This window comes from Microbacterium fluvii (assembly GCF_025515205.1).
GTDB classification, from domain to species: Bacteria; Actinomycetota; Actinomycetes; order Actinomycetales; family Microbacteriaceae; genus Microbacterium; species Microbacterium fluvii.
Genome location: NZ_JAOPFX010000001.1, coordinates 1,828,883 through 1,845,146, shown reverse-complemented (window position 1 = coordinate 1,845,146; position 16,264 = coordinate 1,828,883). Strand labels below are relative to the sequence as shown.

Below are 16,264 nucleotides of genomic sequence, written 5' to 3'. Positions count from 1 at the left end.
CCCGCCAAAACCCCCGCTTCACCGACCTCAACACCAACAGCATCGACACCCCTCACATCAGGGTGTTGCACTGACCCCTTGAGACCGCCCATCCGATCGTCCTGCGTAGGCCGAATCACCTGATCTGGCGGGCGGATGCGGTGGCCCCGGCATCCGACCATGCCCTGGGGGCGAGATCAGGAGCTTTGGCCGATGCAGGTCGTTCGGCGGCGAATCGGCCTGTGCTGGCCGAATCACCTGATCTGGCGGGCGGGCCGGGCGGGGCGGGGCGAGGGGGGTCAGGCCGTGCGCTCGAGGGCGGCGGCGAGACGCTCGACGGCCGCGCCGAGGCCCCATCGGGTTGCGAGGGCGTCGGCATCCGCCTTCTGCTGCGCATCGAGCGGATGCAGTCGAGTGTCGCCGACGGCCAGTTCGAGGTCGGTGACGACCTTGACGACCGTCGGGGCGACGGCGAGGTAGTCGTGCGCGGCGGTGAGCTTGGCGGCAACGCCGGCCGACATGCCGGTGCCGGCGGCGGCCGCCGCCGCGATGCCGGTGAGGTCGCCATGGGCTGCCAGCAGGGTCGCCGCCGACTTCTCGCCGATGCCGGCGACGCCGGGCAGGCCGTCGGAAGAGTCGCCGCGGAGGGTCGCGAAATCGGCGTACTGGATGGGCAGCACGCCGTACTTGGCGACCACCACCTCGTCGGTGACGACCTCGAGGTTGCTCATGCCGCGGGCGGTGTAGATCACGCGCACGTCGCGGGCGTCGTCGACGAGCTGGAAGAGGTCGCGGTCGCCCGTGACGATGTCGACGGGAATGGCGGCGGTGGTCGCGAGGGTCGCGATGACGTCGTCGGCCTCGTGCTCCGGCGCCCCGACGACCGCGAGGCCGAAGGCCGCGAGGGCGTCGCGGATGATCGGCACCTGCGTCTCGAGCGGGTCGGGCACCTCTTCGACATCCGGCCCGGTCGCGACCTGTTCGGCGACGCGGTGGGCCTTGTACGAGGGGATGAGATCCACGCGCCACTGCGGGCGCCAGTCGTCGTCCCAGCAGGCGACGAGGTGCGTCGGCTCGTAGATCGTGACGAGCTTGGTGATGATGTCGAGCAGTCCGCGCACGGCGTTGACCGGGGTGCCGTCGGGGGAGCGCACCTTGTCGGGCACGCCGTAGAACGCCCGGAAGTAGAGGCTGGCGCTGTCGAGGAGCATGAGGCGGTCGGTCACGGCCTCATCCTGACACGCCGGCCCGCCGCGCCGTCAGCAGCCCGGCCCGGTCGGGTTCTCGAGGCACGTCTTGTCGACCAGCGCGGTGTGCAGTTCGACGACGCGGATGCCGTAGCCCCCGGTCGTGGCGGTGACGACACCGGGCACCCGCACCCACCCGCCGCCGAAGTCGACGTAGGGCGCGAACTCGACCGTGACCGAGGCCGTGTACGTGCCCCGCTCACGGTAGACGTGGCTGGTCGCCGTCGGCGTCAGCTGGCCCTGCCCGAGCGCCTGCCAGCTGGACCCGCCGCTCGCCGAGCGCGCCGAGGTGCCGTCGCCGTGCGCGAAGACGAACGCGACCGGCGTGAACCGCACCGTCACGGGCCAGTCGAGGATCTCGCCGGTGAGGTGCTGTTCGGATGCCGCCGCGACCAGGTTCGTCGGCATGCCCACGACGCCGAAGCCCTCGGGCTCGCCCACGAGGGTCGGGCGGTCGGGGACGAACGAGGCGAGATCTTCGAGCGTGACGTCGGGCGGCGCGTCGACGGCGTACTGCGCGCGGCAGCCGAGGAGGCTGTCTTCGCAGGTGTCTTCGTAGTCGGGGTCGACGACGGGCTGCGTCACGACCGGCGGCGCGCCGGAGCCGCCGTCGGGATCGCCGCCGGGGCGGGTCTCGGAGCCCGAGATGTCGAGCTGGGTTCCGGTGTTGGTGGTGGTGGCGCAGCCTGTGGTTGCTGACTCGAGAGGAGTGCAGGCCTGGTCGTGGACAATGGGCGGCGAGACGAGTGCGACGGACGCCAGTAACAGAGCGACTGCTAGTCGCATGAGATTGCCCCATCTGCATTCTCAATCAGTGCGATGCCGAGGCCATTCTTAGTTGCGACGACCTCAACTCGGAGCGGCTGAATCGACGGGCGGTCCTCGGACACCAGAGTCTGCCCCGACGAATCGACGACGTCGACAGCGCTCACGTCATAGCAGACAAGCATGCCGACCTCCAGATCTCCGTTCCGAAGCCCGCTCACGTCTTCCAATTGCGCCGATGAGACGACTGCATTCCCTGTCATGGCGATGCCCTCCGCATGCCACTCCGAGAAACTGGAGCGGTCCGCAGCGTTCTGGTCGCCCGTAGTGAGTGCATACACGGCCTCGAAGGTCTCCGGGTCGCTGAGATCCACCTGGTTCAGGGCGTCGACGTACGCGCGATACGTCGCCTCGGCTGCGGCGAACGCCTCTTCCTCCGTCGCGAACGTCGGCGCCGTGGACGTCGGTGTCGGGGTCGCTTCCGGCGTGCATCCGCTCGCGGCGGCGACCACCACGAGCACCGCGAGGGCGGTGGCGACGAGGCGACGGATCACGAGATCACCGTAGCGACGGCATCCGTCATCGCGCCGGAGTTATCCACACGCGGCGTAGGCTCGAGCGCCATGGGATCTGCCGCTGCTGCGCTGGCCGCGCTCGCCGCCGACGTCGAGGCGCGCATTGCCGCGTTCGACGTCGAGATCGCCCAGCTGCGCGCCGACCGCGGCGCCGAGTCGGCCGACGACGAACACGACCCCGAGGGGGTCACGCTGTCGGGCGAGTGGTCGCGCATCGCGGGCCTGCGCGACGACGCCCTCCGCGAGCGCGCCGAGGTCGAGCAGGCGTCGGCGCGTGTGGAGGAGGGGACCTACGGCGTCTGCGTCGACTGCGGTCGCCGCATCCCCGCGGCACGTCTCGCGGCGCGGCCGACGGCGGTGCGCTGCATCGACTGCGCCGCCAGGGCGGGCCTCTGACGTGGGCGGCTCACCCGTGCGCGACACCGACCCCTGCCCGTGCGGCAGCGGAGAACCCTTCGGCGGATGCTGCGCCCCGGCCCTGCGCGGCACGCCTCCGGCGACGGCGCAGGCCCTCATGCGGTCGCGCTACACCGCCTTCGCGGTCGGCGACGCGCGGTATCTGTCGGAGTCGTGGCACCCCGGCACCCGCCCCGACTCCCTCGACCTCGACGAGGGGCTCCGCTGGACGGGCCTCGAGATCGTCGAGGTCGATGCCGGAGGTCCAGACGACACGCGCGGCGTCGTGGAGTTCCGCGCCCACTGGCGCGAGGGAGGTGCGTCGGGCGTGCTGCACGAGCGCAGCCGCTTCGTGAAGCAGTCGGGCCGTTGGTGGTACCTCGACGGCCGGGTGCGCTGAACCGGTCTGCCTCAGATGCACGGCCGGTGCCAAGATGACGGCATGACGCCCACGAGACCCGACACCGCCCGCGCCGTCGACGACGCCGCGCAGCCGGAGTCGCTGACAACGGTGCTCATCGCGCTCGGGGCCAACGCGCTCATCGCGATCGCGAAGACGATCGCGGCCGGCCTCACCGGCGCCGCGTCGATGGTCGCCGAGGCGGCGCACTCATGGGCAGACACCGGCAACGAGATCTTCCTGTGGATCGCCAACCGCCGGTCTGCGCGACCGGCCGACCCCCGGCATCCGGTCGGGTACGGGCGCGATGCCTATGTGTGGGCGCTGTTCGCCGCGTTCGGGCTGTTCGCCGTCGGGTCGGTCGTGTCGATCGTGCACGGCGTGCAGGAGCTGCTCGACCCGGAGCCGGCCAGCGACTTCTTCATCTCGTACATCGTGCTCGCGATCGCCTTCGCCCTGGAGGGCACGTCTTTTCTGCAGGCGACCAGGCAGGGCAAGCGCGAGGCCGGCCGCGGCGGCCACGACCTGCTCGAGCACGTCATGCGCACCTCCGACCCGACGCTGCGGGCCGTGTTCTTCGAAGACGCCGCGGCGCTCATCGGCCTCGTGATCGCGTTCGCCGGCATCCTGCTGCACCAGCTCACCGGCTCGCCCGTGCCCGACGCGGTGGGGTCGATCCTCGTGGGGATGCTGCTGGCCGTCGTCGCGATCGTGCTCATCGCGCAGAACCGACGGTTCCTGGTCGGGGTCGTCGTCGACCCCGCGATCCGCGCGGCGACTCTGCAGAAGCTGCTCGAGCACCCGGCGATCGCCCAGATCACCTATCTGCACATCGAGTACGTCGGCCCGGGGCGCGTCTTCGTCGTCGCCGCCGTGGATCTCGTCGGCGACACCGCCGAGCACGAGGTCGCGGCGACCCTCAACGACATCGAGGATGCGATGGCGAAGAGCCCGCGGGTCGCGTGGGCGGTGCTCACCCTCTCCCGTCCGGGAGCACCGGCGCTCGACCCGCAGCACCCTGCCGATCCACTGCGGGGCTGACCCGGGGGAATCTCCCAGGCGACACGGGCGTTCTGATACTCTGGAGTGTCACTCATGTGGCCGTTTCGGCATGCACGGGCGACATCGCACGAACAATCCACCTGCTGCACTCGGCATCCGTCCGCCTTCGCGCGTGCCGGCGAGGCGCAGCCCGAACACAAAACCATCCAAGGACAACCCACTACATGACTACCGCAACGACCGCCCCGGCGACCAAGCAGATCGCGATCAACGACATCGGATCCGCTGAGGACTTCCTCGCCGCGGTCGAACTGACCATCAAGTCCTTCAACGACGGCGACCTCATCGAAGGAACCGTCGTGAAGGTCGACCGCGACGAGGTTCTGCTCGACGTCGGCTTCAAGACCGAGGGCGTCATCCCCTCGCGCGAACTCTCCATCAAGCACGACGTCGACCCCAACGAGGTCGTCAAGGTCGGCGACGAGGTCGAAGCCCTCGTTCTCCAGAAGGAGGACAAGGAAGGCCGCCTCATCCTGTCGAAGAAGCGCGCGCAGTACGAGCGCGCGTGGGGCGACGTCGAGAAGATCAAGGAGAACGACGGTGTGGTCACCGGCTCCGTGATCGAGGTCGTCAAGGGCGGCCTCATCGTCGACATCGGCCTGCGTGGCTTCCTCCCGGCGTCGCTCATCGAGCTGCGCCGAGTGCGCGACCTGACGCCGTACCTCGGCCAGGAGATCGAGGCCAAGATCCTCGAGCTCGACAAGAACCGCAACAACGTCGTGCTCTCGCGCCGCGCCCTGCTCGAGCAGACGCAGTCCGAGTCGCGCACCACGTTCCTCAACAACCTGCACAAGGGTCAGGTGCGCAAGGGCACGGTCTCGTCGATCGTCAACTTCGGCGCGTTCGTCGACCTCGGCGGCGTGGACGGCCTCGTGCACGTCTCGGAGCTGTCGTGGAAGCACATCGAGCACGCCAGCGAGGTCGTCGAGGTGGGCCAGGAGGTCACCGTCGAGATCCTCGAGGTCGACCTCGACCGCGAGCGCGTCTCGCTGTCGCTGAAGGCGACGCAGGAAGACCCATGGCAGGTGTTCGCCCGTACCCACGCGATCGGACAGGTCGCGCCGGGCAAGGTCACCAAGCTCGTTCCGTTCGGTGCGTTCGTGCGCGTCGCAGACGGCATCGAGGGTCTCGTGCACATCTCGGAGCTCTCGGGCAAGCACGTCGAGCTCGCCGAGCAGGTCGTCTCGGTCGGCGAAGAGGTGTTCGTCAAGATCATCGACATCGACCTGGAGCGTCGCCGCATCTCGCTGTCGCTCAAGCAGGCCAACGAGTCGGTCGACCCCAACGGCACCGAGTTCGACCCGGCGCTGTACGGCATGGCGACCGAGTACGACGAGAACGGCGAGTACAAGTACCCCGAGGGCTTCGACCCCGAGTCGGGTGCCTGGAAGGACGGCTTCGACGAGCAGCGTCTGGCCTGGGAGGCCGAGTACGCCGCCGCCCAGGGTCGCTGGGAGGCTCACAAGGCCGCCGTCGCCAAGGCCCTCGAGGCCGAGGCCGCCGCTCCCGTGGAGCTCGGCGGTTCGTCGTTCTCCTCCGACTCGTCGAGCGCCGGCGGCACGCTGGCCGACGACGAGGCGCTCGCAGCGCTTCGCGAGAAGCTCTCGGGTCGCTGAGTCGACGCAGTTCACCCCACGGGGCCGGAACCTTCGGGTTCCGGCCCCGTGGCCGTTCCGGGGCCGTGTCAGACCCGGCCGCGGCACCGCCACGCGGTAGCGTCGTGGGGTGGGAATCCAGACGCAGGCGCCGCACGGCGAGGCCGTGCCGGCGCCGCGATGGGGCGACATCGTGCAGGGCGAGCGCGGCCGCGCCCGCACCGCCATGCTCAACCAGATCCTCATCTGCGCCGTCATCATGGTCGTGGCCATCATGGTGCTCGCCGGTGGGGTGGCCCTGCACATCGACCTGTTCTTCGCCGCTGTCGTGCTCATCTTCGTGCTCACGGCGTGCACCTTCCTGCTGCCGTGGCACCGCCTGCCGGCCGGTGCGCTCGCGCTGATCCCGCTCGGCGACGTCGTCGCCTTCGGCCTGCTGCGCCTCAGCGACCCCACCGCGGGGTTCGGGCTGCTGTTCGTCTTCCCCGTGATCTGGCTGGCCACGAGCTTCGGGCTCGCCGGCTACATCGGCGGGGTCGCCGCCGCGCTGACCGCGTTCGGCATCTCGTCGGCGATCGACCCCCGGCAGTCGTCGTCCTTCGCCTTTCTGCTTCTTCCGCTGCTGATGATCGCCGTCGGCACGATCTCGTACATCGGCGCGCGCCGCGCCGCCGCGCAGCGCCTGCTCCTGGATCGTCAGGCGCACATGCTCACCAGTTCGCTCGAGCGCGCGCGCCGTCACGAGCACGTGGTCACCGAAGCTCTCGACGGCATCGACTTCGGTGTGGCCCGCATCGAACGCGACGGCACGACGTCGCTCGCCAACGACGCGCACACCCGATTGCAGTGGGCGACGGGCGCCGGGGGGTCCGAGGCGGAGATGTTCGCGGCAGACGGCACGACCCCTCTGGATGCCGAGGACTATCCGCTGGCCAGGGCTCGTCGAGGGGAGGCCTTCGACGACGCGCGGGTGCGGCTGGGCGCCGACCCGGCCACCGCCCGTGTGCTGAGCGTCACATGTCACCGCATCCTCGACGACGACGGGGCGGATGCCGGGGCCATCGTGGTCTCCAGGGACGTGACCGCCGAGCTCGAGGCCATGCGCGAGCGCGATGCCCTCGTGGCGACCGTCTCGCACGAGCTGCGCACGCCGCTGACCTCGATCATGGGCTACATCGAACTGGCAGCCGATACGCCGGGGCTTCCTGAGGCCGCGGCCCGCCACCTGCAGGTGGCCGACCGCAATGCGGAGCACCTGCTCGAGCTCGTCGGCGACGTCATGGCCGCCTCGAGCACCGCGGCACGCTCGGCCGAGCTGTCGATCGATCCGCAGGAGGTCGACATCGCGCCCATCGCGCGGGCGGCGGTCGAGTCGATCCTCGTGAGCGCGGGCAGGCGTCAGATCGCGATCGACACGTCGCGCCTCACCCAGGCTCCCGTCCACGCCGACCCCCGGCGGCTGCAGCAGGTGCTCGACAACCTGCTCTCGAACGCCGTCAAGTACAACCGCGTCGGCGGCCGCGTCTCGGTCGCGACCGCGAGCGACGGCATCCGCACCACCGTGCTGGTCGAAGACACCGGCGTCGGAATGACGCCGGAGGATCTGACCGGCATCTTCGAGCGGTTCTACCGCGGCGCGGCCGTGCGGCGCAGCGACGTCAGCGGCACGGGACTGGGCCTCGCGATCAGTCGCGACATCGTGCGTCGGCACGGCGGCGACATCACCGTGCGCAGCACGGTGGGCGTCGGCACGGCATTCACCGTCACCCTGCCGGCAGCGCGCCCCGGCACGCTGGAACGGGAGGGCGACGCATGATCGATCAGTTCTCGGTCTCGGTGGTCACCGCGCTGGTCGTGGTGGTCAGCGGCGTGCTGTTCGTGTTCGAGACGCTGCTGCGCCGACAAGAGCGGTCGGGTCAGCTCTGGGCGCTGGGGTATCTCGCCGCGATCCTGACGACGCTGCTCTATCTCGTGTGGGCGTGGCAGCCCGACATCTGGTGGGCGGTCGCCCTGGGGAACGCCTCGTTCGTGATCGGCACCGGGTCGATGTGGCTGGGCTGCCGGCAGTTCAACGACCGCTCGGTCATCGTCAGCGGGGTGCTCGTCGCCGCCGCCGCGGCGGCCGCGGGCGTCGCCGCCGCCCTCCCCGGTGCCGATGGCGGCGACTGGGCGGGCGCGGCGTGGATGTTCATCGCCCTCGCCCTGGGCGCCGGCGCGGCCTGCGTGGAGTGCTTCCGCGGCGCGCTCGGAGCCACCGGCACCGCCGTCGCCCTCGGGCTGGTCTTCGGACTGCAGGCCGCCTATTACACGGCACGCACGGTCGTCTTCTTCGCGGCGGGGCCCGAATCTGATCTCTTCCAGACCTGGTTCGGCACACTCATGACGAGCTGTCTGACCGTCGTGCTCACGATCACGGCGGTCGTGTGCACGTGCCTGCTGCGCGCCTCGAGGGCATCGCTGCGCGGCACGGCTCCGCTGGCGGCCGGAGCGGTGGACGGCATCCGCTCGGAGGCCGGATTCTCGGCGGCGCTCGCGGCGATCTGCGACAAGGCGCGTGCGCGGCAGCAGCTGGTCGCCGTGACCGTGCTCCACCTCGAGGAGCTCGACTACATCGCCGCCGCCTTCGGACTCGACGTGCAGGAGGAGCTGCTGCTCACCTGGCGCAGCTCGGTGCTGCGGTCGGCGCCGACGCTGTCGGCCACCGGCGAGATCGGTCCGGGTGAGCTGGCGGTGGTCTCGATCGTGCTCGCTCCGGCCGACGCGCGCCGCGAGGGCATGCGGTTGTACCGATCGCTGTTCGAGGACCTCAGCGACGTCACGGGGGGCGTGCTGCCGGCGATCGGCGTCGGCATCGCCCTGAGCGACGGTGCCGGTTACGACCCCGACCGACTCGTGCGGCACGCCAGGGCGGCCGCGACCAGGGCGGCCTCCGGTCTCGCCTCAGCCGTTCTGCTCTCCGAGCCGGTCTGAGCCGCTGCGCAGCCCGGAGACATCGGGCGCGGTCGAGAACCCTTCGGCCGCGTGCCGCGCGGGGATGTGGGCGACCCTGGCCCGCAGGTCGCGCGGGCGGAAGGGCTTGCCCAAGTACTCGTCGCCGCCTGCCGCGCGGGCGCGCTCGGCGTCGGCGGGCTCGCTCAGCGCCGAGATGAAGATGACGTAGGCGTCGCTGAAGGCGCGCACGCGGCGGGCGACCTCGATGCCGTCGATGCCCGGGATGCCGATGTCGAGGGTGATCAGGTCGGGGGCGACGTCGCGGATGAGCTCGACGGCCGCCAGTCCGTCGGCGGCGGTGTGAACGCGGTAGCCGCTGGACTCCAGCACCGTCGCGATGAGACCGCCGATGTCGGCTTCGTCTTCGACGACGACGGCTGTGGGCTGCATACGGGTGGCCTTGCGTTCGGGTGGGCTGGCGGAACCGTCCCATCGTACTCGTCCGCCCCCGTGCCCACCTGCCGACCGGTTCATGGCATCCTCGGAGGCATGCCCCTCGTCGCGCTCACCGGCGGCATCGCCTCCGGCAAGTCCACGATCGCCGGCCGTCTGGCCGCACACGGCGCCGTCATCGTCGACGCCGACGCGATCGTGCGCGACGTGCAGCAGCCGGGGTCGCCCGTGCTCGCCGCCATCGCGGCGGAGTTCGGCGATCGGATGCTGCGCCCCGACGGCACGCTGGATCGCGCTGCCCTCGGCGGCCACGTCTTCGGCGATCCCGCCCGCATCGCGGCCCTCAACGCGATCGTGCACCCCGCCGTACGCGCCGAATCGGCGCGACGCTTCGCCGAGGCCTTCGCCGCCGACCCCGCCGCCGTGGTCGTCTACGACGTGCCGCTGCTGGTCGAGGCGCGGGCGGACGATCCGTGGGATCTGATCGTGGTCGCGCATGCGCCGGCCGAGCAGCGCGAGCGGCGGCTGGTCGAGCTGCGGGGACTGACCGCATCCGACGCGGCGGCGCGCATGGCGTCGCAGGTGGGCGACGAGGCCCGCCTCGCGATCGCCGATGTCGTGATCGACACCTCGGGCGACCTCGACTCGACCCTGCGGCAGGTCGACCGGCTGTGGGAAGAGCTCCCGGCCGAAGTGCGCCGCACTGAGCCCGCCGAAGTGTCCGTGCCCAGGCCTACGCTGGAGTGATGCAGACCACGCGATCCGTGCGGCCGTTCGAGGTCGTGAGCGAATACCAGCCCAGCGGCGACCAGCCGCAGGCGATCGCCGAACTCGCGGCGCGCATCAACGCCGGTGAGACCGACGTGGTGCTGCTGGGCGCCACCGGCACCGGCAAGTCGGCGACGACCGCCTGGCTCATCGAGCAGGTGCAGCGGCCCACGCTCGTGCTCGCCCACAACAAGACCCTCGCCGCGCAGCTGGCGAACGAGTTCCGCGACCTCATGCCCCACAACGCGGTGGAGTACTTCGTCAGCTACTACGACTACTACCAGCCAGAGGCCTACGTGCCGCAGACCGACACCTTCATCGAGAAGGACTCGTCGATCAACGCCGAGGTCGAGCGCCTCCGCCACTCGACGACGAACTCGCTGCTGAGCCGCCGCGACGTCGTGGTGGTCTCGACGGTCTCGTGCATCTACGGTCTGGGTGCGCCGGAGGAGTACCTGCGGGCCATGGTCGCCCTGCAGGTGGGGGAGCGGTACGACCGCGACGCGCTCATCCGCAAGTTCATCGCGATGCAGTACAACCGCAACGACGTCGACTTCTCGCGGGGCAACTTCCGGGTCCGAGGTGACACGATCGAGATCATTCCGGTGTACGAGGAGTACGCCGTGCGCATCGAGCTGTTCGGCGACGAGATCGAGGCGCTCTACATGCTGCATCCGCTCACGGGAGATGTCGTGCAGCGCATGGATTCGGTGCCGATCTTCCCCGCCTCGCACTACGTCGCGGGAACCGACACGGTGCAGCGCGCCATCGGCACGATCGAGACCGAGCTGGCAGAGCGCCTGACCGAGTTCGAGCGCCAGGGCAAGCTGCTGGAGGCCCAGCGGCTGCGCATGCGCACGACGTTCGACCTCGAGATGCTGCAGCAGCTGGGCTTCTGCTCGGGGATCGAGAACTATTCGCGGCACCTCGACGGGCGGCGGCCCGGCGAGCCGCCGCACACGCTGCTCGACTTCTTCCCCGACGACTTCCTGCTGGTGATCGACGAGTCGCACGTCACCGTGCCGCAGGTGGGGGCGATGTACGAGGGCGACGCGTCGCGCAAGCGCACGCTCGTCGAGCACGGCTTCCGACTGCCCAGTGCCCTCGACAACCGGCCGCTGCGGTTCGACGAGTTCAAGAACCGCATCGGCCAGACCGTCTACCTGTCGGCGACCCCCGGGCGTTATGAGATGGGGATCGCCGACGGCGTCGTCGAGCAGATCATCCGCCCGACGGGCCTGATCGACCCCGAGATCGTCGTCAAGCCGTCGAAGGGGCAGATCGACGATCTGCTCGAAGAGATCCGGGTGCGCGTCGAGCGCGACGAGCGGGTGCTCGTGACGACCCTGACGAAGAAGATGGCAGAAGAGCTCACCGACTTCCTCGGCGAGCACGGGGTACGGGTGCGCTATCTGCACTCCGATGTCGACACGCTGCGCCGCGTCGAACTGCTCACCGAGCTGCGCAGCGGCGTCTACGACGTGCTGGTGGGGATCAACCTGCTCCGCGAGGGCCTCGATCTGCCCGAGGTGTCTCTGGTGGCCATCCTCGATGCGGACAAAGAGGGTTTCCTGCGCAGCGGCACCTCGCTCATCCAGACGATCGGGCGCGCGGCGCGCAACGTCTCGGGTCAGGTGCACATGTATGCCGACACGATGACCGATTCGATGCGCAACGCGATCGACGAGACCGAACGTCGCCGCGAGTTGCAGATCGCCTACAACACCGCCAACGGCATCGACCCGCAGCCGCTGCGCAAGCGCATCGCCGACATCACCGAGGCGCTGTCGCGAGAGGCCAGCGACACCGACGGGATGCTGTCGCGCCGGGGCGCGGGCAAGACCAAGAGCGGCAAGGGCAAGAGCCCCACGCCGGCACTCCGCCGCGAGGGGATCGCCGCCGAGGGCGCCAATCAGCTGGAGGCGACGATCGGCGACCTCACGGCGCAGATGCTCAGCGCCGCCGAAGAGCTCAAGTTCGAGCTCGCCGCGCGGCTGCGCGACGAGGTGCAGGACCTCAAGAAGGAGCTGCGCGCCATGGAGCGCGCCGGGCACGCCTGAACGGAGCATCGATGGAGCAGCGACTGAGCCTGGTGACCCTCGGCACCGCCGACCTCGAGCGCGCTCTCGCGTTCTATCGCGCGCTGGGGTGGGAGCCGCATCCGTCGTCGGTTCCGGGCGAGGTCGCCTTCTTCCAGGTCGGCGGCATGGCGCTCGCTCTGTGGGGCAGGGCGGCGCTGGCGGCCGACTCGGGGGTCGCCGACGGCGGCGGATGGGGCGGCATCACGCTGGCCCACAACGTGCGCACGCCCGAAGACGTCGACGTCGTGCTCGAGGCCGCCGCCCAGGCCGGCGCGGTCATCGCGCGCCGCGGGGCGCCCACCGAGTGGGGCGGCTATTCAGGAGTGTTCATCGACCCCGACGGACATCCGTGGGAGGTCGCGCACAACCCGGGGTGGCCGCTCGCGCTCGACGGAACCGTCAGCCTCGACGAGTCCGATCAGTACCAGCCGTAGCGGTTGGAGTGGCTCAGGGCGCGGCATGGGGTGTCGTAGCGCGAGTCGATGTAGCCCAGGCCTCACTTGATCTGGGTGGTCGCGCCGGTGCGCCAGTCTTTGCCTTTCGAGGCCATCTTCTTGCCGGGGTAGGCCTGAGGGATGCCGTAGGCGCTCGACGTACGGCCGGCGGTGACCCGCCAGCCCGATTCGCGCTGCCACAGCTTGACGAGGCAGCTGTACTGCTTCGAGCTCCAGCCGCGCTTGGCGACGAGCGTCTTGGCGATCTTCTTGGCGGCGGTGGGGCTGGCCACGCTCGCGGCGCTCGCGGGCGTCGCGTCGAGGGTGGCGGACACGGGGGCGAGGCCCACGCAGAGGGTCAGAGCCAGGGCGGTGGTGAACGTGCGCTTGCGCATGCACGGATCCGTTCTCTCGGGTAGTTCGGAACCCGAACCGGAACCGAACCCTGAGACCTTAGCCGTGCATTTGTTCGCTGACCTGGGCAGAACCTGGACAGAACCTGATCAGGGGCAGTGCATGAGGGGCTTCGGACCTGACCGATCGAACGTGTGCGCGCTCATCGGACGGCCGCAGAGGGGGCAGGCGCGTTCGGCGCGCTCGGCCTGCGACGGAGCCGGCGTCGTCTCATACGGACCCACCGACGCGGGCCCCGCGACGCGGATCAGCGAAGCGTTGATCCAGGCGTAGAGGCCGCCTGCGGCACGGATCCGATCGCGCAGCGGCGCAGCATCCTTTCGTGTCATGATGATTAGTGTACTAATGAAATCGACGGGAGGCCCGATGGTCGAGAACGACGACCCGCTCGCGCTCGAGAACCAGGTGTGCTTCGCGATCGTGACAGCCGCCCGCAATGTCGTGGCGATCTACCGGCCGATCCTGGAGCCGCTGGGGCTCACGCATCCGCAGTACCTCGTCATGCTCGCGCTGTGGCAGCGCACGCCGCGCTCGCTGGGCGAGCTCGCCGACGAGCTCGCGATGGAGCCGGCGACCCTCTCGCCGCTCGTCAAGCGCCTCGAGGCGCAGGGGAGGGTCGCCCGCGCCCGCGACGGCATCGACGAGCGGATGCTGTCGATCACCCTCACCGACGAGGGTCGCGCGCTGCGTGAGCGCGCGCTGGAGGTTCCGCAGCGGGTGATGACCGAGGTGGGCGCCGACGCGGCGGCCCTGCGCGGCCTGCGCGACGCGCTGCAGCCCTTCGCCGGTCGACGCCGCTGACGGACCGGTCAACCGCCGCCGCGCGATGGTGAGGCTTCTCTCATCTTCGTAGCGGGTCGTTCAGCACATTCATAGGGTCGGTTCCATGGACACCCCCTCCTTCCCCCCTCGTCGCGCCCACCGTGCGCGCATCGCCGTCGGAGCCACCGCTCTGACCGTCACCGCCGCGCTTCTGGCGGCTCCCGCCGCCCAGGCCGCCGATCCCGTCGTCATCGATCTCGTCACGGTCAACGACTTCCACGGTCGCCTCGAGAACGAGTCGGGGAGCGCTGCGGGCATCGCGGCACTCGCGGGGGCGGTCGACAGCATCCGCGAGAAGAATGCGAACACGGTGTTCGCCGCGGCGGGCGACCTCATCGGCGCCTCGACCTTCACGTCGTTCATCCAGCAGGACGAGCCCACCATCGCGGGACTCAACGCGGCGGGTCTCGACGTCAGCTCGGTCGGCAACCACGAGTTCGACAAGGGCTGGGCAGACCTGCGCGACCGGGTCGAGCCGCTCGCCGACTGGGACTACCTCGCTGCGAACCTCTTCGACAAGGCCACGGGTGACCCGATCCTGCCGGAGTACTGGGTGACCGAGTTCGACGGCGTCTCGATCGGGTTCGTCGGCGCCGTCACGAACGAGTTGCCGAGCCTGGTGAGCCCGGCCGGCATCGCCGATGTCACGGTGGGCGACGTCACCGACAACGTCAATCGTGTCGCAGACGACCTGAGCGACGGCGACCCGGCCAACGGAGAGGCCGATGTCGTCGTGCTGCTCGTGCACGAGGGCGCGGCGACGACGGCCGAATCGTCGGCGACGGACCCCGCCTCACCCTTCGGGCGCATCGTGAACGGCGTCGACGACGACGTCGACGCGATCGTCTCCGGGCACACCCACCTCGCCTACAACCACGTCATCGACGGGCGGCCGGTGATCTCCTCCGGCCAGTACGGCGAGAAGTTCAGCGACATGGTGATCCAGGTCGACCCCGACACCAAGCAGATCCTGTCGATGGTCAACACGATCCACGACATGAAGGTGGGCGGGGTGCTGCAGTACCCGGAGGACCCCCAGATCCTCAGCGACATCGTGGCGCCCGCCAAGAAGGTCGCCGATGAGAAGGGGGCCGTGAGTCTGGGCTCCATCACCGCCGACTTCAACCGCGCGCTGCAGCCGGGGCTGGATGCGAACGGCAATCCGGCGCTCGTCGAGAACCGCGGCGGTGAGTCGACCCTCGGCAACTGGGTGGCCGACGTGCAGCTGTGGGCTGCACAGCAGGACAAGCCGGACACGCAGATCGCGTTCATGAACCCCGGGGGCCTGCGCGCCGACATGAAGTACGCGTCGAGCACCGCCACCGATCCCGACGGCAACGTCACCTATAAAGAGGCGGCCGCCGTGCAGCCGTTCGCCAACACCCTCGTGACGCTGAGCCTCACCGGCGACCAGATCCGTCAGGTGCTCGAGCAGCAGTGGCAGCCGGCCGCCGCTTCGCGGCCCTTCCTCAAGCTCGGCGTCTCGGAGGGGCTGAAGTACACCTTCGACCCGACCGCGGCCGCCGGTTCGCGCATCACCTCGATCACGCTCGACGGCGCTGCCCTCGACCCCGACGCGTCGTACGGAGTCGTGGTCAACAGCTTCCTCGCCGCGGGCGGCGACAACTTCGGCGCGTTCACGCTGGGCACGGGCAAGGCCGACTCCGGCAAGGTCGATCTCGAGTCGGCCGTGCAGTGGTTCGAGGCGAACGAGACGGCGACGCCCGATCTCGCCCAGCGTGCGGTCGGCATCAGCCTCTCGGCGCCCACCGACAAGGGCTACGCGGTCGGCAGCACGATCGACGTCGATCTCAGTTCGCTCGACTTCACGACCACCGAGACCCCGGCCGGCACGGTGACCCTGTCGATCGGCGGCAAGAAGGTCGGCAGAGCCGACGTCGACCGCACACTCACGACGGCGAACGACCTCACCGGCACGGCCTCGCTGTCGGTCGTCGTTCCCCGCGGTGCGAAGGGATCGACGACGCTGCAGGTGACCACGCCGACCGGCACCGTCGCCCAGGTGCCGATCACCGTCTACGAGAAGACGAAGACCACGACGATCGGCGCCCCCTCGAAGCTTTTCGCGAAGAAGGGGCAGACGATCACCTACACGGTGCGCGTCTTCGCGGCCGACCGCTCCGCACCCACCGGCACCGTGGTCGTCTCCGACGGCAAGAAGGCCATCGCCGAGGCGGAGCTGACGGGCAAGGGCACGGCGAAGGTCACGCTGCCGGCGCTGTCGAAGGGCGTGCATCTGCTGTCGGCGACCTACAGCGGCGACGACGACCACGCCGGTTCGACGGGGCCGCGGGTGCCGGTGATCGTCCGCTGACTCTCGC

The 16,264-nt window shown here is 70.0% G+C and carries 17 protein-coding genes; 11 read left to right on the top strand and 6 right to left on the bottom strand.

The genetic code is table 11. The annotated features are described in order from the left end of the window. Positions 1 to 278: 278 nt before the first annotated feature. Genes OAW74_RS08630 through OAW74_RS08620 form a run of 3 tightly spaced genes read right to left on the bottom strand, consistent with a single transcriptional unit; the run spans position 279 to position 2,545 of the window. Complete coding sequence (locus OAW74_RS08630; protein ID WP_262873887.1) at positions 279 to 1,205, bottom strand: 5'-3' exonuclease; 927 nt, start codon at positions 1,203 to 1,205, stop codon at positions 279 to 281. Between the two features lie 33 nt (positions 1,206 to 1,238). Then, positions 1,239 to 2,012 (bottom strand): hypothetical protein, encoded by a 774-nt coding sequence (locus OAW74_RS08625; protein ID WP_262873886.1) that lies wholly within the window; start codon positions 2,010 to 2,012, stop codon positions 1,239 to 1,241. Then, on the bottom strand, positions 2,003 to 2,545 hold the full coding sequence (locus OAW74_RS08620; protein WP_262873885.1) for a hypothetical protein: 543 nt from the start codon (positions 2,543 to 2,545) through the stop codon (positions 2,003 to 2,005). Before OAW74_RS08620 ends, OAW74_RS08625 begins: the two co-directional genes overlap by 10 nt. A gap of 69 nt (positions 2,546 to 2,614) precedes the next feature. Between OAW74_RS08620 and OAW74_RS08615 the strand changes: the two genes are divergently transcribed. The 6 genes from OAW74_RS08615 (at position 2,615) to OAW74_RS08590 (ending at position 8,989) form a co-directional block, all read left to right on the top strand. Next, complete coding sequence (locus OAW74_RS08615; RefSeq protein ID WP_262873884.1) at positions 2,615 to 2,962, top strand: TraR/DksA family transcriptional regulator; 348 nt, start codon at positions 2,615 to 2,617, stop codon at positions 2,960 to 2,962. A gap of 16 nt (positions 2,963 to 2,978) precedes the next feature. Then, on the top strand, positions 2,979 to 3,362 hold the full coding sequence (locus OAW74_RS08610; protein WP_262873883.1) for a YchJ family protein: 384 nt from the start codon (positions 2,979 to 2,981) through the stop codon (positions 3,360 to 3,362). 42 nt (positions 3,363 to 3,404) lie between these two features. Then, positions 3,405 to 4,403 carry a cation diffusion facilitator family transporter gene (locus tag OAW74_RS08605; protein ID WP_262873882.1) on the top strand — a complete coding sequence of 333 codons (999 nt, stop codon included), beginning with the start codon at positions 3,405 to 3,407 and terminating at the stop codon, positions 4,401 to 4,403. A 185-nt stretch (positions 4,404 to 4,588) separates the two neighbouring features. Beyond that, the gene (gene rpsA, locus OAW74_RS08600) at positions 4,589 to 6,040 is read left to right on the top strand and encodes a 30S ribosomal protein S1 (protein WP_262873881.1); all 1,452 of its coding nucleotides are present in this window, start codon (positions 4,589 to 4,591) and stop codon (positions 6,038 to 6,040) included. 109 nt (positions 6,041 to 6,149) lie between these two features. Further along, a complete protein-coding gene (locus OAW74_RS08595) occupies positions 6,150 to 7,835 on the top strand; it encodes a PAS domain-containing sensor histidine kinase (protein ID WP_262873880.1) in 1,686 nt (561 codons plus the stop codon). Further along, positions 7,832 to 8,989, top strand: a complete 1,158-nt coding sequence (locus OAW74_RS08590; protein ID WP_262873879.1) for a hypothetical protein — start codon at positions 7,832 to 7,834, stop codon at positions 8,987 to 8,989. Before OAW74_RS08595 ends, OAW74_RS08590 begins: the two co-directional genes overlap by 4 nt. On the opposite strand, the gene OAW74_RS08585 is transcribed toward OAW74_RS08590, so the two are convergent. Further along, positions 8,960 to 9,400, bottom strand: coding sequence for a response regulator transcription factor (locus OAW74_RS08585; protein ID WP_262873878.1), 441 nt, complete (start codon positions 9,398 to 9,400; stop codon positions 8,960 to 8,962). The genes OAW74_RS08590 and OAW74_RS08585 overlap by 30 nt on opposite strands. A 99-nt stretch (positions 9,401 to 9,499) precedes the next feature. Between OAW74_RS08585 and coaE the strand changes: the two genes are divergently transcribed. The 3 genes from coaE to OAW74_RS08570 are packed head-to-tail and all read left to right on the top strand — an operon-like array spanning position 9,500 to position 12,686. Beyond that, positions 9,500 to 10,150, top strand: a complete 651-nt coding sequence (gene coaE / locus OAW74_RS08580; protein WP_262873877.1) for a dephospho-CoA kinase — start codon at positions 9,500 to 9,502, stop codon at positions 10,148 to 10,150. Beyond that, positions 10,150 to 12,231, top strand: a complete 2,082-nt coding sequence (gene uvrB, locus OAW74_RS08575; protein ID WP_262873876.1) for an excinuclease ABC subunit UvrB — start codon at positions 10,150 to 10,152, stop codon at positions 12,229 to 12,231. The genes coaE and uvrB overlap by 1 nt, the downstream gene beginning before the upstream one ends. Positions 12,232 to 12,242: 11 nt before the next feature. Further along, positions 12,243 to 12,686: a VOC family protein gene (locus OAW74_RS08570; RefSeq protein ID WP_262873875.1), complete on the top strand. Its 444-nt coding sequence runs from the start codon at positions 12,243 to 12,245 to the stop codon at positions 12,684 to 12,686. 62 nt (positions 12,687 to 12,748) lie between these two features. Here OAW74_RS08570 and OAW74_RS08565 read toward each other — a convergent pair whose 3' ends face one another. Beyond that, on the bottom strand, positions 12,749 to 13,081 hold the full coding sequence (locus tag OAW74_RS08565; RefSeq protein ID WP_262873874.1) for an aggregation-promoting factor C-terminal-like domain-containing protein: 333 nt from the start codon (positions 13,079 to 13,081) through the stop codon (positions 12,749 to 12,751). A 108-nt stretch (positions 13,082 to 13,189) separates the two neighbouring features. Beyond that, on the bottom strand, positions 13,190 to 13,429 hold the full coding sequence (locus tag OAW74_RS08560; RefSeq protein WP_262873873.1) for a hypothetical protein: 240 nt from the start codon (positions 13,427 to 13,429) through the stop codon (positions 13,190 to 13,192). A gap of 37 nt (positions 13,430 to 13,466) precedes the next feature. On the opposite strand from OAW74_RS08560, the gene OAW74_RS08555 reads away from it, so the two are divergent. Both OAW74_RS08555 and OAW74_RS08550 read left to right on the top strand, forming a co-directional pair. Then, a complete protein-coding gene (locus OAW74_RS08555; RefSeq protein ID WP_345448633.1) occupies positions 13,467 to 13,901 on the top strand; it encodes a MarR family winged helix-turn-helix transcriptional regulator in 435 nt (144 codons plus the stop codon). Positions 13,902 to 13,986: 85 nt separating this feature from the next. After that, positions 13,987 to 16,257 (top strand): 5'-nucleotidase C-terminal domain-containing protein, encoded by a 2,271-nt coding sequence (locus tag OAW74_RS08550; RefSeq protein WP_262873871.1) that lies wholly within the window; start codon positions 13,987 to 13,989, stop codon positions 16,255 to 16,257. The last annotated feature ends 7 nt before the right edge of the window (positions 16,258 to 16,264 follow it).